Annotated in this window: 16 protein-coding genes and 1 pseudogene; 5 read left to right on the top strand and 12 right to left on the bottom strand. The window is 60.2% G+C overall.

All coding sequences use genetic code 11. The features are described from left to right. Positions 1-244: 244 nt before the first annotated feature. From CF161_RS27330 to CF161_RS27310, 5 genes are all read right to left on the bottom strand, one after another. Positions 245-1,012: an amino acid ABC transporter ATP-binding protein gene (locus tag CF161_RS27330; protein ID WP_020299874.1), complete on the bottom strand. Its 768-nt coding sequence runs from the start codon at positions 1,010-1,012 to the stop codon at positions 245-247. Further along, the gene (locus tag CF161_RS27325) at positions 1,009-1,668 is read right to left on the bottom strand and encodes an amino acid ABC transporter permease (protein WP_020299873.1); all 660 of its coding nucleotides are present in this window, start codon (positions 1,666-1,668) and stop codon (positions 1,009-1,011) included. Before CF161_RS27325 ends, CF161_RS27330 begins: the two co-directional genes overlap by 4 nt. A gap of 9 nt (positions 1,669-1,677) precedes the next feature. Then, positions 1,678-2,325 carry an amino acid ABC transporter permease gene (locus CF161_RS27320; RefSeq protein ID WP_020299872.1) on the bottom strand — a complete coding sequence of 216 codons (648 nt, stop codon included), beginning with the start codon at positions 2,323-2,325 and terminating at the stop codon, positions 1,678-1,680. Positions 2,326-2,388: 63 nt separating this feature from the next. Further along, a complete protein-coding gene (locus tag CF161_RS27315; protein WP_043230497.1) occupies positions 2,389-3,177 on the bottom strand; it encodes an ABC transporter substrate-binding protein in 789 nt (262 codons plus the stop codon). A gap of 260 nt (positions 3,178-3,437) precedes the next feature. Continuing rightward, positions 3,438-6,485 carry an aminotransferase class III-fold pyridoxal phosphate-dependent enzyme gene (locus CF161_RS27310; RefSeq protein ID WP_020299870.1) on the bottom strand — a complete coding sequence of 1,016 codons (3,048 nt, stop codon included), beginning with the start codon at positions 6,483-6,485 and terminating at the stop codon, positions 3,438-3,440. 140 nt (positions 6,486-6,625) lie between these two features. On the opposite strand from CF161_RS27310, the gene CF161_RS27305 reads away from it, so the two are divergent. The 5 genes and pseudogenes from CF161_RS27305 to CF161_RS27290 all read left to right on the top strand — a co-directional run bounded on the left by CF161_RS27305 (position 6,626) and on the right by CF161_RS27290 (position 8,823). Next, positions 6,626-7,063 (top strand): Lrp/AsnC family transcriptional regulator, encoded by a 438-nt coding sequence (locus CF161_RS27305; RefSeq protein ID WP_020299869.1) that lies wholly within the window; start codon positions 6,626-6,628, stop codon positions 7,061-7,063. A gap of 4 nt (positions 7,064-7,067) precedes the next feature. Then, a pseudogene (locus CF161_RS32525) lies at positions 7,068-7,483 on the top strand (TonB-dependent receptor domain-containing protein); the annotation flags it as partial. A gap of 306 nt (positions 7,484-7,789) precedes the next feature. Continuing rightward, positions 7,790-8,002: a DUF3077 domain-containing protein gene (locus tag CF161_RS33795; RefSeq protein ID WP_084471757.1), complete on the top strand. Its 213-nt coding sequence runs from the start codon at positions 7,790-7,792 to the stop codon at positions 8,000-8,002. A 213-nt stretch (positions 8,003-8,215) separates the two neighbouring features. Then, positions 8,216-8,530: a hypothetical protein gene (locus CF161_RS27295; protein WP_020299868.1), complete on the top strand. Its 315-nt coding sequence runs from the start codon at positions 8,216-8,218 to the stop codon at positions 8,528-8,530. After that, positions 8,530-8,823: a DNA-binding transcriptional regulator gene (locus CF161_RS27290; protein ID WP_020299867.1), complete on the top strand. Its 294-nt coding sequence runs from the start codon at positions 8,530-8,532 to the stop codon at positions 8,821-8,823. Before CF161_RS27295 ends, CF161_RS27290 begins: the two co-directional genes overlap by 1 nt. A gap of 332 nt (positions 8,824-9,155) precedes the next feature. Here CF161_RS27290 and CF161_RS27285 read toward each other — a convergent pair whose 3' ends face one another. The 7 genes from CF161_RS27285 to CF161_RS27255 form a co-directional block, all read right to left on the bottom strand. Continuing rightward, positions 9,156-10,973 carry a glycosyl hydrolase family 28 protein gene (locus CF161_RS27285; protein ID WP_043230536.1) on the bottom strand — a complete coding sequence of 606 codons (1,818 nt, stop codon included), beginning with the start codon at positions 10,971-10,973 and terminating at the stop codon, positions 9,156-9,158. 54 nt (positions 10,974-11,027) lie between these two features. Next, positions 11,028-11,396, bottom strand: a complete 369-nt coding sequence (locus CF161_RS27280; protein ID WP_020299865.1) for a 5-carboxymethyl-2-hydroxymuconate Delta-isomerase — start codon at positions 11,394-11,396, stop codon at positions 11,028-11,030. Positions 11,397-11,426: 30 nt separating this feature from the next. Further along, a complete protein-coding gene (locus CF161_RS27275; RefSeq protein WP_043230491.1) occupies positions 11,427-13,040 on the bottom strand; it encodes a methyl-accepting chemotaxis protein in 1,614 nt (537 codons plus the stop codon). An 85-nt stretch (positions 13,041-13,125) separates the two neighbouring features. After that, complete coding sequence (kdgD, locus tag CF161_RS27270; RefSeq protein WP_020299863.1) at positions 13,126-14,037, bottom strand: 5-dehydro-4-deoxyglucarate dehydratase; 912 nt, start codon at positions 14,035-14,037, stop codon at positions 13,126-13,128. Between the two features lie 217 nt (positions 14,038-14,254). Continuing rightward, a complete protein-coding gene (locus CF161_RS27265) occupies positions 14,255-15,031 on the bottom strand; it encodes an ABC transporter ATP-binding protein (protein ID WP_043230485.1) in 777 nt (258 codons plus the stop codon). Positions 15,032-15,041: 10 nt separating this feature from the next. Next, entirely contained in the window at positions 15,042-15,881 is an 840-nt protein-coding gene (locus CF161_RS27260) for an ABC transporter ATP-binding protein (RefSeq protein WP_020299861.1), read from the bottom strand. Positions 15,882-15,892: 11 nt separating this feature from the next. After that, positions 15,893-16,810 carry an ABC transporter permease gene (locus tag CF161_RS27255; RefSeq protein WP_020299860.1) on the bottom strand — a complete coding sequence of 306 codons (918 nt, stop codon included), beginning with the start codon at positions 16,808-16,810 and terminating at the stop codon, positions 15,893-15,895. Positions 16,811-16,827: the final 17 nt, after the last annotated feature.

Raw genomic sequence — 16,827 nt, 5'->3', positions numbered from 1 at the left:
CTCGGCTCTCGACTGCGTGTCGCGAGTGGAGTTACTGGCGGTTCTTCTGGCTCTGACCATGCGACCTGGGCATACGCCATGGCAGGACTTCAAGGGCTCTACGCCGTGAATGATCGATTCTGGTTGGCATCCTGCGGATGGCGGACGCCGGGCAGTCCCGGGAAGGCTGGGACCTGGTGGCGCTGACCGCCGCTTCTGCTTCAATTGCTCGATCGATACGCCCCATCCCTGTAGCCGGCGCGACTTATCTATCGTGCAGATGCTTTTTCAAGAATGACCGGGTTCGTTCGTGAACAGGGTTTTTCAGGATCTCTCCCGGCGCGCCCTCCTCCACTACAACGCCACCGTCCATAAAGATGATCCGGTCTGCCACTTCGCCCGCAAAGCGCATTTCATGGGTGACGATCAACATGGTCATGTGTTCCGCAGCAAGTTGCTTCATGACCAAGTTGACCTCTTCGACAAGCTCGGGATCCAGCGCCGACGTGGCCTCATCGAACAGCATGACTTTGGGTTGCATCGCCAGTGCCCGTGCAATGGCAACGCGCTGCTTCTGCCCACCCGATAGCCGAGAGGGGTATTCATCGAACTTGTTGGCCAGTCCAACTTTTGACAGGTACTCCATCGCCAGTTCACGAGATGCTTTTTTACTAAACCCTTTGAGCTTTATCGGACCCAGGGCAATGTTTTCATACACGGTCAGATGCGGGAACAGATTGAAGTGTTGAAACACCATGCCCATTTGCTGGCGCACCGCATTGATATGCTGTTCAAACGCCCGGCCTTTAAGGGGGCGATTGACGTGTTCACCCTCTAGCCAAATCTCACCGTCGTTCAGCACTTCAAGTTGATTGATTGAACGCAATAGTGTGCTTTTACCCGAGCCACTGGGGCCGATAATGGCGATGATTTGTCCGCGAGACACGGAAAGATCGATTCCTTTGAGAACTTCAATGGCGCCATAGGACTTGCGAGCGCCTTTAACCTCAATCATGGACGTTTCTGTGATCATCGTGACATCTCTACCTTATTTTCGAGAAGGTGCAGACCGGCTTCCAGAACAAGATTGACCGCATAATAAATAACCCCCACCGTCAGATAGAACTCAAACGGGCTGTATGTCTCGCTGACGGCACGCTGAGCGCTATAGACCAACTCTGCAATACCGATGATGGACACCAGGGACGTGTCCTTTAACAGCACGATCAGGTTATTTCCAAGGGGCGCAATAGTGCTGCGAAGTGCTTGCGGCACAATCACGTAACGCTGGGCCTGGCCGCGGCTGAGGCCAATGGACCTGGCGCCTTCGATCTGACCGGGGTCCACGGACATTACACCGGCACGAATCACATCGGCATTGTAGACAGCGAAGTGCAGGCTCAGGCCTATGATGCCGGCCACCAAGGCCGGGATATCGATCCCCACTTGCACCAGGCCGTAATAGATCACGTACAACTGTAGAAGAAGCGGCGTGCCCATCAGCAGCCAGGTGATAAAGCGCACCGGAAGTGCCGCTAGTTTGGGCGCATAAAGAACGATAAGTGCGAAGACCACTCCCAACATCAGGCTTAACACGCTGGAGCTTAGAAACAGTACAACTGTCCACCATAAGCCTGTCGCCAGCAGTTCAGAGTAGGGTGCAACTATGCTTAGATCGAGGCTTTGCATTGAAGAGTCTCACCTTGCCGCGAAGCGATTATCGAGGTAGTCAACAATCAATCTGACCGTGTAGACCATCGCAATATAAAGAACTGCCGACACCGCAAAAATCTCAAACGGTTTATAGGTTGAGCTGATAAAGCGTTGCGCGGTATAGGAGAGTTCAACCACGGATATGGTTGACACTAATGCGGAGCCTTTTATAAGCGCGACTGCATTAACGCCCAGCGGCCTTATCATCAACTTTGCCGTTTGAGGCAAGGTGACCAGCCATAAAGTCTGGCCTTTGCCGAAGCCGATCGAACGCGCAGCTTCTACCTGCCCTGGGTCAACGTTGACGATGGCACCTCGAATCGATTCCGCCATGTACGCCGCGATGTTCAGGCCCAGGCCGATCACCCCTGCCGCAAACGGCTCCAATTCGAGCCCGATTTGTGGTCCGCCAAAGTAGATGATGAACAGCTGAACCAGGCAGGGCGTCCCGCGAAAGATGCTTATGTAGACTCTTGCCAGGCATCGACCTATGAAAACGCCGGACAACCTCATGGCAACCAGCACGATGGCGATCAGGAACCCCAGTAGAAGTGCAAGTACGGAGATTTGCACCGTGGTCCAGGCCGCTTCCAGAAAAAAGGGGAGTGTGCGCTGTATGAGTGTCAGATCCATGGGAACGCTCGGAAAAGTCAGATTGACTGACCCGCAGATGAGCCGGGTCAGACTGAAGATGAATCAGCGGATATCTTTGCCAATCCACTTCATCGAGATCTTTTCGTAGCTGCCATCGGCGAGCATATCGTCAAGCGCCTTCTGCACCGTCGCCTTGAGCTCGGGGTTATTTTTGCGTAGCGCAATGCCCATGCCCTCAATGCCGCCGTCGCTTTCCGGGGGCGTGATGATGCGCACTTTTTGCCCTGTTTCCTTGACGGCGACCAGCACTGGAACGCTATCCATCACCAGCGCGTTGATGCGCCCGGCTTCCAGATCGACCAGCATTTCGGGAAGGCCTTTGTAGGTTCTGACCTTCAGGTTGCCGCGTGCCCTGGCCCATTTGTCGTGAGCGTCCCCCAGCGTGACGCCAACAGTCACATCTTTCAGATCATCCAGGCTTTGGATCGCCGAGTCCTCCTTCACCACAATCGTGCGGCCGGCGTGGTAGTAGGGCCCCGCGAAATCCACGGCCCTCAGGCGCTCCGGGGTGATGGTCATGGAGGCGATGATGGCGTCATATTTTTTTGCCAGGAGGCCGGCAATTATTCCGTCGAACGGGGTGGTGATGATCGTCACTTTCACGCCCATTCGCTCAGCCAGGGCCTCGCTGATGGAGGCGTCGAATCCGACAATCTGGTTCTGCTCGTTGGCAAAGCTGAAGGGGGAGTATTGACCGCTCATCGCGATGCGAATCTCTTTGGATTCCTGGATCGACTTCAAGTCGTCCGCGTGAGCAGCGGTGAAGGAAAGTAATGCTGCGGCGGCCACGGTGGAGGCGGCGATCAGACCCTTGAGCATTCTGGTTAGCATTGGATGGCACCTCTGAAGAATTATTATTTATTTTTTTGGGGCTCTTCACCCAGCCTTCAGGAAAAGCTTTGCATAGGCAATTGTGGAAAGCACCAGGCAAGGTGCCAGCCTGCCGGACACATTGCCGGAGTTGGCCGACACTATGCCGGCCAGGCACGGCGCTTGTCCTGCGTACTGCGCCAAAGCACGTAAAGCGTGCGACAAAACCGAGCAGGCAATTCCAGCTCCGCCTCTCGCCACACGCCCCCCGGCGCCACGACTTACTGGAGCGCAGCCTTGAAGCTTTCGTCCAGAACCTCAAGCAGAAAGTCGGCATTTTTATGACTGAAAATCATCGATGGGCGCATTTTCAGCACGTTGTCATGGGGGCCTTCAGTGCCGATCAAAATGCCTCGCTCCCGAGCACCATCGGCGACTTTCCTGGCCAGTTGCGTGGCTGGAAATTTGCTTTTGCGATCCGTGACAAGCTCAATCCCCAGGAACAGCCCCAGGCCGCGTACGTCGCCAATGGCGTCGTATCGCTGTTGCAGTTTGCGAAAGCCATCGAGCAAATAATTGCCAACTGTCAGGGCGTTGAGTTTCAAGTTATCGCGCTCAATCACATCGAGCACGCTGAGCCCTACGGCACATGAAACCGGGCTGCCGGCAAAGGTGTTGAAGTACTCCATGCCGTTGTTGAAGCTGTCTGCAATCTCGCGTGTGGTGACCACCGCCGACATGGGGTGTCCATTGCCAATGGGTTTGCCCATGGACACTGCGTCGGGCACCACGCCCTGGGTTTCAAAGGCCCACCAGTGGCTGCCCACTCGACCAAAGCCCACCTGGACTTCGTCAGCCAGGCAAAGGCCGCCTTCTGCACGAACCATTGCATAGACTTCTTTCAAGTAGTTTTCCGGGAAGAACAGTTGCCCGGCGACACTGGGAATGGACTCTGCCAGAAAGAACGCCGGGGACCTGCCCTGCTTGCGCATGGTCTCGATCTGCTGCGCCACACTGTCAGCGAAACGCTTGCCAAGCTCCTCGAACGGCCAGTGGTCGATGCCACGGTAGGTGTCCGGGACGGTCGCTTCAAACACATGCTCTGCACGGCCTTTACCGGCTTTGCGCTTGTATTTGTAGGGGCTGAGGTCAATCAGTTCCTGGGTCGTGCCGTGGTAAGCCCAGTCCAGCACAATGGCGTCGTTGCGGCCCGTGTGATTGCGCGCCATGCGCAGCATGAGGCTGTTTGCTTCACTTCCGGAGCACCCGAAGGAAGCAACGGCCAAGCCTTCAGGCAGGGTCGCGGTGAGCCGCTCGGCATACTCCACAATATGGTCGTGGAGGTAACGCGTGTTGGTATTCAGTTTTGAAGCCTGACGCGAAAGCGCCTGCACCACATCGGGATGAGAGTGGCCGAGATGGCAGACGTTATTGAAGCAGTCCAGATACGCTCGGCCAAAGTTGTCGATCAACCAGACCCCATCACCGCGCACGAACTTGATCGGGTCCGAATAGGAAATCGACAAGTTGGGGAGCAACAACGCCTTACGCTTCGCCACAATCTCAGCCTTGGTCCGGCCCTCCTGGCTGTAGGTCTCCGGAGGAATCCCGGCCAGAACCGATGCATCGGGAAAAATGTCGGCCCATACGTCAAGGTAAGCCCGCTCGCCTACGCCAATGAACTCGCTCGCCTTGAGCTGGGTGTCGGTGGACATCTGGAAATGCACATGGGGGATCCAGCCGCCGTTCTCCGTATCCGCCCCCATGTATCCGACAAGCGCGCCGGCCTCAAGACGGTCCCCGGGTTTCAGCCGCGCCATGGCTTCGTGCGCCATGTGCCCCCACAAGGTCAGGAACGGCGGGCAGCCTTCAGGCGCGTGTTCGAGCATGATCAGACCGCCGTAGCCAAGCGGTTCAAGCTCGACCTCGACGCTCTGCACCACGCCGGCGACGGGGGTATACAGAGGTGTTCCAGCGGGCATGATCAAGTCGACACCGACGTGAATGATCCGCCGCTGCCCTTCGATAAATCGCGACTCAAACGCCGTGTCGGTGTAGATGGTCCGTTCTTCGCCCCATGGCCCGATGCCCAGCGGCACCTTGTGCTCGGCAGAAAAATCACTCCACCACTGGGTGGCCTCCGCTGGGCGCTGCTCGGCGGAAGCGATGGTCATCACATGGGAGGCATCTGCGAACGGAACAATCACCTTGTTCAGGGTCGCCGCCGATGGGTGCACGATGTCCGCGAATGACTGACTGTTTTCGGCCACCCAGCGGCGAACCGCCCCAGCCCCTTCGATCGCGTCAAACCCGCAGGCCTTGCGCAGGATCGCCGTCGCCAGTCGCGGGTTCATGCGGTCCATTTTTTCCAGCAGGCGCCAGGCCGGCGCTTCGCTGATGGCAAGGTAGGGATTGTCTTGGGTCCGGTCGTAGCGCGAGGCCGACAAGGTGACGCTTGTGACCAGGCGCATGGCAATGAGGGTGAAGAGGACGTCCAGCTCCTGCGCCTGCAGCGGGTACGTTTCATGGAAGCCGGCAGTGAGCGCGGCGGCCGCGCCGATCGGATCGTCCATGTCGAGAATGGAATAGGCGCAGGTGATGGCTACTTCGGCAATGAGCACCGTATGGACAGCATCACCAAAATCGATGATGCCGGAGACTTTCTGATGGTCCTGGGGATCGACGAGGACATTCCAGTCATTGCCATCGTTGTGAATGATCTGTGTGCGCAATCGCGAAAGCCTGGGTTGAACGGTGTTTTCGAAACGGTCAATGAAGCGCTCCAGAATGGCCCTTCTGCCAGGGTCTTCGACGAAGTGCAGGCGTGATCTGGAACGTGCGGCGTGACGCAAGTCCCAGTCCAGATCACGTATCGCGCCGGGGTGCATGAAGCCCTGAAGCGCACGATCCATATCACCGAACGCTCGACCCAGGCTGCGCATCAGCTCGAACGTACGCGTGACCTCGGCCAGCGGTGTTCCGTGCAACCAACTGACCAGGCGCACCGCATGGGTTTCGCCGGAAGGGGCTACTGCCGAGGCCAGGAAATCCCCTGCGAGGCTTTTCTTGAGCAAGGGCACCGCAAGCTCGGGGCTGTTACTGGCGAGGTGACTGAGAATGGCCGTCTGCAGCTCACTTTCAACCCGTGGTTCAGTCGAGTTGACGACTTTCAGAATCCACCCCGCATCGTTTCCTGTCTTCAACCGATAGTTGCGGTCTCGCTCACCGTCCAGAGGCGATGCCGTCGCAGTAACGTTGTAAAGCTGTTCAGCCAGCGCTTCGGCATCCCTCGTCGAGAACTGAGGGGCGGGGTGGGAAAGGTTCGTCATAGTAATTGTTTTCCAAGCCATTTTTTTCAGATAGCTTGGCATGCGAAATAGGGGAGGACAGTAGGTATGCGGTCGGCTTTGGCCTGCATATTGTCGGAATCGACCGGCACAAATTCGGTAGCACAACGGGGGGAGTTCTCATGCGCGACCTGGACACGAAAGATCGCGAAATACTGGAAATTCTGTCCAAGGAGGCGCGCATTGCGCTGAAGGCTCTGGCAGCCAGAATCGGGCTTTCAAGAAGCGCCACCAGCGAGCGGGTCATCAACCTTGAACGCAATGGCGTGATCAGAGGCTACCGAGCGGATATCGGCGAAATCGATGCCAATGTGATTCGCGCCATCCTTCTCGTGAGTCTGAAACGCACCCCTGCGATGGGCCTGCTGGACCTGCTGGCGCAGAACTCCCAGGTGCGGCGCATTTCTTCGGTCAGTGGCCAGCTCGACCTGGTGATTGAGGTCGAATCACGCACCATCGATGATCTGAATCGAGTCAGGGATGCCGTCGCCAGCCACGAGTCCGTTGAGGACATCACCACCGCGGTCGTTCTGCGGCGCGATATTGATCGACAGTCCTGAGTCACTGAAAAATACCGAATACGAGGACCGTAACGGCAAGACGCTGGAGCCCAACGAGGGCAAGAACTATGAGTTCGGTCTCAAGGGCGAGTTCTTCGACGGCCGCTTGAACACCAGCCTCGCCTATTTCGAAGTGCATAAAAAAATCGACCGCTAGCCGACACGCGGTTCAACTCGATTCCGGGCAACGACCGCGCCTATGTGGGCACCGAGACCAAGACCAAAGGCTATGAGGCGCAGATCTCCGGCGAACTCAGCCCCGGCTGGCAGTTGCAGGCGGGCTACACCCACAAGATCGCCCGCGATGTCGAGAACGAAAAGGTCTCGGCCTGGGAGCAGGAAGATCAGGTCAGCTTCTACACCTCGGCCTACTACGGCGACCCGCGCAATGTGATGGTCACTACCCGCTGGGATTTCTGACCTCAGCGATGGGCCAGGCAGTGCGTTGAGCATTGCCTGGCTCATTGCCAGTGAGGTGCATAGGCCATGTGGCTACTTAAATCATCACCGCCAGTACTGGATTTCGCGCGCTGTTCACCACGGTGACGCCGTGCAATGTAAATCCAAGGGCATCACGCCATTTTTATTGGGCTCCGTTGCCCTGCATCGAGCTGAAAAGCGCCTCAACAGCAGCATCGAAAAGCACAGCCGTTTTCCTGGCTGTGTGTGTGCGCTTCATGATTCGATGCCAAACGAACCTCACAACCCGCCACAAAAACACCTCAGTTGTTACTTCACTTTGCCCAAGGTTGCGCCCCTCCATACCCCACGCTAGCCTCGACCTCGCTGCTGAACCTTGGTCTGCCTCTATTCCATGTCAGCAGCAACATACCGACCCGCGAAGCGTTCGCTCATGCCTCGGAATTGCTGCGTATCGCCAGGATGTTGACCGGGAATGCGGCGATGGAGAAAGAGCCAAGTTCGGCCGACCGACGTTAGGGAGCAGGCCGTAAACCTGGGTAAGAGATCGCACCTGATAAAGGCTGGTAGCGGGTTGTGGCCGTTACACGGCCCAGCGGGAGCAAGCCTCCTCGTCACGAGGAGGGTCATAGGCCAAGTTACGGGCTTTTTGCATTTTGATCGGCAAAGTGTTGCGCAACAGAGAGTGTGTCTCTAATCTTTGTATACGCCAATGGCGGATAGATTATCCAGATGATATTCATTGAGTCTCCCATCTTTACAGAAGATCTTGGCGAGCTTCTAAACGATGAAAGCTACGGCGAATTTCAAGAGTTCCTGGCCGAGTTTCCAACGGCTGGTGATGTGATCCCGGGGACCAATGGGCTAAGAAAGGTCCGCTGGACAGCTCAGGGCAAAGGCAAGAGCGGTGGAGTCAGGGTGATCTACTACCACCTTTCGGCGGCCTACCAGATTCGGCTGATTCTGATCTACCGCAAGGGCATCAAAGACGATCTCTCTCCAACGGAAAAGAAAGTCCTGAGCGCGTTAAACAAAGGGTGGAAATGATGGAAAAGAACCTATTCAACCGCCTGGTCGAAAGCATGACCCAGATGGATGAAATTGATCGGGGTGAGCGTCCGCCATCACGTGAATTTCACGTTGACGCAGTGAAGGTCAAAATGATTCGCCAGGCCACGGGGCTTTCCCAGGCGCGCTTTGCCAAAGCGATCGACGTTGCCGTGGGCACGCTGCAGAACTGGGAGCAAGGCCGACGAGCGCCAGAAGGTCCGGCACGGGCACTGCTGCGGGCCATACACAATGATCCAGTACATGTCTTGGCGGCTCTTGAACAACGCTAGCTCCGTCCCCCTGCATCGAGCTGAAAAGCGCCTCAACAGCAGTATCGAAAAGCACAGCCCGTGTTCCTGACTGTGCGTGTGCGCTTCATGGTTCGATGCAAAACGCCCAACAAAAAAAACGTCCCCACAGACTAGCGCTGATCCGGTAAGAACGAACACTTCATCTGTGGTGAGGGAGCTTGCGCCCGCTCGGGGGCCGGCGTCCGCAAACATGACAGAGTGCGGTGGCTGGGTTTGGGGCCGCTGCGCGGCCCAGCGGGAGCAAGCTCCCTCGCCACAGGTTATGGGGTGCCCGCTTTCACGGGCGGTTTCGTCGGTGGGGGCTTTGAGCCTTACAAGGGCGCGGGCTGCACATCCTTGAAGGTCAAGCCAGGGCTGTCGCTGATTTGCCAAGGGTTGGCGCCACCGGTCTGGGTGAAGCGCAGGGTGTCGAAGCGGGAGTCCTTGAGGCCGTCGATCTTGGCTTTGGCGGTGCCGCTGAAGCGTACGCGCTCGAAGGTCAGGCCCTGGTGGTAGGCGTTGTTTTTGCCTTCACCCTTGACTTCGATGGCGGCCAGTTTGGCGTTCTCGACGCTGACGTCGCTGACCCGAATGTCTTTGAACTGCCCGGGTACGGTGGATTTGGTGTAGTCGAGTTTGGCGTTGGGGTCGTTGTAGTCGAGGGTGAAGATAAAGGCTTGCTTGACCGTGTTGCGGATCGCCGAATCGCGGAAGACCACGTTGCGCGCGCCACCGTCCATGAAGTTGGTGCTTTTCATGCGCAGGCCGGCATCGGTGCCGTCGGAGACGTTGTCTTCAGCCAGGATGTTCTGGATCCAGGCGCCGGTATGGCTGCCGGCGACCACCATGCCGTGGCCCTTGCGGAAGAAGTTGTTGAAGATCCAGGCATCTTCCTGGGGCTTTTGCTTCACCGCTTCGGCGCCGGTGCCGGCGGCGAAGTTGACGCAGTCATCGCCGGTGTCGAAGAAGTTGTTGAACACCATCGCCCCCTTGCTGTTGGCGAATTCGATGCCGTCGCCGTTGTTGGCGTCGTAGGTCTTGTGGGTGGTGTTGGCCATGACCACGTTTTCGGTTTCCAGGTTCATGATCCCGTGGTACGCCGGGTTGAGCACGGTGAAGCCGCCGTAGAACACGTTCTTCACGTTGCGCAGGGTGATCAGCGACGAGCGCATCTGGCCGTAGGCGTCCTTGACGTTCAGACCCCGAGCCACGGCTTGCTCGACCTGGGCCTTGGCCAGGATGCCGTCCTGCATGTAGCGGGTGTTGTCGCTGGGCAGGTAGAACGGCAGCAGCCGGCCCAGTTCGTCCTTGACGTCGGCCTGGCGCTTCCAGCCGTTGCCGTCGATGGTGCCCTTGCCGACGATGCGGATGTTTTCGAAGGTCTGGTGCTGTTGCGGATCACGCGGCAAGGCATTGATCAGCGAGGCCGGGCGCACGGTGGTCGAGTACGGATACTGGATGTAGCCCGCCAGCGGATAGTCTTCGGCACGCTCGGAGCCGAGCAGGGTCGCGCCCTCGGCGATCTCCAGGGTCATGTTGCTCTTGAGGTAGAGCGCGCCGCTTTTGTAGGTGCCTTTGGGCAGCAGCACTTTGCAGCCGGCCGTGCAGGCGTCGATGGCGTTCTGGATCGCCAGGGTGTCGAGGCTGCTGCCATCGCCCTTGGCACCGTATTTTTTGACATCGAACAGGGCCGGGACTGGGCTGGTGCGCTGCACCACGGCCGGGCTGTCGGCGGACTCCTTGCCATGGCCGTCGACCGAACGCACGGTGAAACGGTATTGGGTGTCGGGCTTCAGGCCCTGGGCGGTGAAGCTGTGGATGGCGATGCGGTAGTGGAAGTTGGCCTGATCCTGCTCGTAGAAGCGATCGATGTAGGGCTTGGCCGGCGATACGCTGTCGTTATTGCCATTGGCGCTGCCCAGCAGGGTGCCATTGACGTAGACCCGGTAATCCTTGATCGCGGCGTGGTCCGCGGGTTTTTCCCAGACCAGGATGATCTGCTGATCATCAAAGGCCAGGGTCGGCACTTGCACCTTGCTCGGTGCTTCCAGGGCCCACAGCGGCAGGCTGCAGCCTAGCGTGAGGGCGGCGACGACAGCACGTGCCAGGGGGCGTTTGGGCAGAGCGACAGCAGGGTTTTGATACGGCATGTTGTTTTCCTTGTTTTTGCCAGTCATCACACCGGGGTGGCTGAACCTCTGGGTTCAGGCCGAGAGCCCGGCTTCTTCGAGGTATTGGCTGCGGTTGACGAACGTCTCGCGCGGCATTTCCCTCACATCCATAGACAGCGCCTCGACCTCGGGCAGCAAGGCTACCAGGGCGGCCAGGGTCGCCGAGGCGAGGCTGCGTTGTTGCTCGGCGCTGCGCCCGGCGAACAGGTACAGCGCCACGTGCACGAAGTCGTCCTGGGTCGCGCCGCAGCGGTAATGGCTGAAGCCGTTGAGGCGCACCTTGATGTCTCCCGGCTTGAACACGCCGAAGGCATCGAGGGCGTCATGCACGGCAGCCAGCAAGGTCTGTTCGCCAACGCGCTGGGCCAGGGCAACCGGGCAATCGATGATGCAATGGGGCATGGCGGATCTCCTTTCAGGGGTCAGGGGGTGTCAAAGCCGAAAGCGCGCCACGGATTCGCGCAGTTCATCCGCCAGGCGCTCCAGGGAATGCACGTTGCCGTGAGCCGCGCGTACCGACGCCGCCGAGTCTTCGACGCGGTTGGCGATGCTCTCGATGTTCTGCGCCACGCTGGCGCTGGCCTGGCTTTGTTCGGCGGTGGAACTGGCCACTTCGCGCACCTGGACCAGGGTCAGCGAAGCCCCGCGATTGATCTCGCGCAGGGCGTTGGCGGCCTGCTCGGCCAGGGCCACGCCAATCGCCACCTGGGGCGTGACGGCGGTCATGCCTTCGACCACCGAGCCGGTGTCGACCTGGATCGAATTGATCATGCGGGTGATGTCCTGGGTCGCCAGCGCGGTGCGCTGGGCCAGGTGCCGCACTTCATCGGCCACCACCGCAAAGCCCCGGCCCTGCTCCCCGGCCCGCGCCGCCTCGATGGCGGCATTCAGCGCCAGCAGGTTGGTCTGGCTGGCGATGTCGCTGATGGCGCTGGCGATGCCGTCGATCTCATGGGTGCGCTTGACCAGCCCGGCGATGCGCACCGAGGCGTCCTCGACCTGGGCCGACACTTGCTGGATCGCCCCCGCCGCCTGGTGCACCAGTTGTTCGCCGTCGGCCGCCAGTTGCGCCGAACGCGCGGAGTTGGCCTCGGTCTCGCGGGCACTGGAGGAAATATGATCGATGGTGACCGACATCTGCTCGATGGCCGCCGCCGTGGCGGTGGTGGCTTCCGAGGTTTGCTGGGAGGCGCTGTCGATCTGGCGCATCTGCCCGGTCAGGCCACTGGCCGCTTCACCCAACAGGCCGGAGCCGTTGTGGATGCCGACGATCATTTCCCGCAGGCTGGTCTGCATGGTCGCCACCGCCGCCAGCAGGCTCTGCGGGCCGAAGCGCCCGCTGACCGCACGGCTCAGGTCACCGGCCGCGATCGCCCGCGCCACCTCGGTGGCATAGGTCGGCTCGCCGCCAAGGCTGCGATAGATGCCCCGGGACATGCTCAAGGCCAGCGCCGTGGTCACCAGCACCACCACCAGACCGACCCCGAGAAACTGCCAGGCCAGGCGCCAGAATGCGGCGTCGATGTCATCGACAAAAATGCCGAAACCCACCAGCCAGTTCCAGCCGTCGATTTTGGTGATGCCGTTGATTTTCGGCACCGCCTGTTCAGCGCCCGGGTATTTGGCCAGGTCGTCGAAGTAGGCGAAGCGGGTGTTTTTCAAACCGTCCAGATAGCCCTGCCACTTGGTTCGACCGTCGGCCAGGGTCACGCCGACGTCGACCTTGCCGATCACCTCGGGGTTGGGATGGACCAGGCCCAGGGCGTCCATGGTGCGGGCCCAGAGGTAGGTCTTCTTGCCATCGCGCAGGCTCGACAGGGCTTCGATGGCCTTCGCCTGCGCGGCGTCGCGGCTGAGGATGCCGCGTTGTTCCTGCTCCTGGTAATACGCCACTTGCTGCGCGGCCAGATTGAGCACGGTGTAGATTTCGCTGCGTTTGTTTTCCAGCATGTTCGAGCGCAGGGCGCTCAAGCCGAACCCGGCAATCAACAGCAGGCCGAGCACGGTGCAGATGACCATAAGCGTGAGTCGATGATGCAGCTTCATAACGCGTCCCTGTTGCGTTGTACCCGGCTCACCCGGTTCCTGATCGAGGTCCTGCGGCGCCCCGACAGCGCCGCAGGCAACCGCCTTACTGGGCGCCGAGTTTCTGGATCAGCGCGCCCAGTTGCTCGACTTCGTCCGGCAGCAGGTCGGTCAGCGGTGCGCGCACCGGGCCCGCGTCATGCCCGACCAGGCGTGCGCCGGCCTTGACGATGCTCACGCCATAACCTTCGCAGCGGTTGCGAATGGCCAGGTACGGCAGGAAGAAATCATCGATCAGGCGGCCCACGGTTTGGTGGTCGTCAGCGGCCACCGCCTTGTAGAAGTCCATGGCGGTTTTCGGGATGAAGTTGAACACCGCCGAGGAATACACCGGCACGCCCAGGGCCTTGTAGGCCGCAGCGTAAACCTCTGCGGTCGGCAGGCCGCCAAGGTAGGTCAGGCGCTCGCCCAGGCGGCGACGGATCGAGACCATCGATTCGACTTCGCCGATGCCGTCCTTGAAACCGATCAGGTTCGGGCAGCGCTCTGCGAGGATTTCCAGGCTTTCGGCGTTGAGCCGGCACAGGTTGCGGTTGTAGACCACGACGCCGAAGTCCACCGAGTTGCAGACCTGCTCAACGTGAGCCACCAGGCCCTTCTGGCTGGCTTCGGTGAGGTAGTGCGGCATCAGCAGGATGCCGGCCGCGCCCAGACGCTCGGCTTCCTGGGCATAGGCGATGGCCTGGCGAGTCGCGCCACCGGCGCCGGCGAGGATCGGCACCTGGCCCCTGCAGGTGTCGACGGCAGTCTTGATGATCTGGGTGTATTCGGTGGGTTCCAGGGAGAAGAACTCACCGGTGCCGCCCGCGGCGAACAGCGCACTGGCACCGTACGGGGCGAGCCACTCGAGGCGGCGGGCGTAGGTGTCGGCGCGGAAGTCGCCTTTCGCGTCGAAGTCAGTGATGGGGAACGACAGCAAGCCGGAAGACAGGACGGATTTTAGTTCTTGTGGAGTCATGGTTCGCAAACCTCGAGCCGGAAAGTGAATGAAATACCTTAAGAGGTACGTCATCGTACAACTAAAATTGGAAAAGAACCACGCCAAAAACATCCTGGCTATGTAACCGCAAGTAAAAACCCTGTAGACAAAGGGCCAAACCCCGGAAAACCCATGGGATAGCGGCGCAGAGCCCTTTTATAGTTGTACGATAACAATAGCGCTGCCAGCGCCCTTCTCAACCGGCGAGTTGCCGTTCGGATTCGCGGCTGAAATCGCGGCTGGCCTGCACCAGCATCCGGGTATAGGCATGGCTCGCCAGGTCCTGGCTCAGGGCCTGGCTGTCGAGCAGCTCGACGATCTTGCCCTGCTGCATCACCGCCACCCGATCACACAGGTGGGTCACCACCCCCAGGTCGTGGGTCACCATCAGGTAAGTGAGTTTCTCGCGCTGCCGCAGGTCCGCCAGCAGGTTGAGGATCTCGGCCTGCACCGACACATCCAGGGCCGAGGTCGGCTCATCCAGCAGCAGCACCCGGGGTTCGAGAATCAGCGCCCGGGCAATCGCCACGCGCTGGCGCTGGCCACCGGACAGCTGGTGCGGATAGCGATAACGAAAGCTCTCGTTGAGGCCGACCTTGAGCAGAATCTCGTTGATCCGGTCGTCCTTGTCGGCGATGCCGTGGATGATCAGCGGCTCACGCAGCGCGGTGTCGATGGTGTGGCGCGGGTGCAGGGAACCGTAGGGGTCCTGGAACACCATCTGCACCTTGCGAAAGTGCTCCTTGGGGATCTTGTGCTGCAACGGCGCGCCGGCAATGCTCAGCTCGCCACTCCAGTGCCGGTACTGCCCGGCCAGGCAGCGCAGGACGGTGGTCTTGCCCGAGCCGGACTCCCCCACCAGGCCGAAGGATTCACCATCGGCGACGCTGAGGTTGACGTCGTGCAGCACCTGGTTGAGGGCCGGGCCGGCGCCGAAACTGAGGTTCAGCGAGTGTGCTTGGATCATGGGCATGGTCGGTTCCTCAAGAAGTCAGCCAGAGCGGATCGCGCTGCAGCACCGGCAGGCGCTCGCGGCGGTTGTCCATGCTCGGCAGGGCAGCCAGCAGGCCACGGGTATAGGGATGCTCGGCGTACTGCAGGTCGCAGGCCGCCAGGGACTCGACCACGCGCCCGGCGTACATCACCAGCACCCGGTCACAGTAATTGCGCACCAGGTTCAGGTCGTGGCTGACAAAAATCAGCCCCAGTTCCTGCTGCTCCACCAGCTCTTCGAGCACGCTGAGCACCTGCTGGCGCACCGAGACGTCGAGGGCCGAGGTCGGCTCGTCGGCGATGATCACCTCGGGCCGGGTGATGACCATCATCGCGATCATGATGCGTTGCCCCATGCCGCCGGAGACTTCATGGGGGTACAGGTTGTAGACCCGCTTCGGGTCGCGGATATGGACTTTTTCCAGCATCTCCATCACCCGCTCGCGGGCGTCGCTGCGGCTGGCCTTGTGGTGGGCCAGGTAGGCCTCGGCGATCTGGTCGCCGACCTTGACCACCGGGTTGAGCGAGTATTTCGGGTCTTGCATGATCATCGAGATGCGCTGGCCACGGATCTTCTGCATGGCCTTTTCACTGGCCGAAAGCAGGTCGACATCGCCAAAGCGCAGGGTCTTGGCGGTGATTTTGGCGCTCGCCGGGTGCAGCTTGAGCAGGCTGCGGCCGACGGTGGATTTACCCGAGCCGGACTCGCCGACGATGGCCAGTTTTTCCCGGCCCAGGGTGAAGGACACATCACGCACGGCGTGCATTTCTTTCTTGCCACTGACGAAGCGCACATTGAGCCCTTCGACGTTCAGTTTGATGTCGGACATGGAGCCTCCGGTTACTCGCTACGCGGATCGAGGATGTCCCGCAGGCCATCGCCCAACAGGTTGAATGCCAGGCTGACCAGCATGATCGCCGCACCCGGTACGGCCACCAGCCACCAGCACTCGAGCATGTAGCGCCGGCCGGTGGAAATCATCGCGCCCCACTCCGGCGACGGCGCCTGGGCACCCAGGCCGAGAAAGCCCAGCGCGGCGGCGGTCAGGATGATCCCGGCCATGTTCATGGTCAGGCGGATGATCACCGACGACATGCACATCGGCACGATATGCCGCAGGATGATGCGCGACGACGAAGCGCCTTGCAGCTCCACCGCCACCACGAAATCGGCGTTGCGCAGGGACAGGGTTTCCGCCCGCGCCAGGCGCGCAATCGGTGGCCAGGAGGTCAGGGCAATCGCCACCACCGCATGCTCCAGGCCAGGGCCCAGGGCGGCGATAAAGGCCAGCGCCAGTACCAGGCTGGGGAAGGAAATGAAGATGTCGGTCAGGCGCATGAACACGGTGTCCACCACGCCGCCGTAGTAGCCCGAGACGGTGCCGATAAACAGCCCGATCGGGCCGACGATCACGGTCACCAGGGTGATGATGTACAGCGTGATGCGCGAGCCATAGACCAGCCGGCTGAAGATATCCCGACCGTACTCATCGGTGCCGAACCAGTGGGCGGCGCCCGGTGCCTGCAGGGCGCTGGCCAGGTTCTGCGCGACCGGGTCATGGGTGGCGATCCAGGGGGCGAAGGCCGCGACCACGATCAGCAGCAGCGCGACCAGCAAACCGGCCAGGGTCATGGGGTTGCGCAGCAGGTGGCGCAGGACCCGCAGGCCGCTTTTGCACAAGGCATCGAAGCTGGACCCAGGGGCCCGCTCGCTCTGGCGCTTGGCGGTGGAGTCGGTAGAAGACATGTTGGCAATCATCGGCATGTTCTCGGTTC

It is taken from the genome of Pseudomonas sp. CF161, assembly GCF_000416215.1.
Taxonomy (GTDB): domain Bacteria; phylum Pseudomonadota; class Gammaproteobacteria; order Pseudomonadales; family Pseudomonadaceae; genus Aquipseudomonas.
The sequence above is the reverse complement of the archived record's forward strand: the minus strand, read 5'-3'. Positions and strand labels throughout refer to the sequence as shown.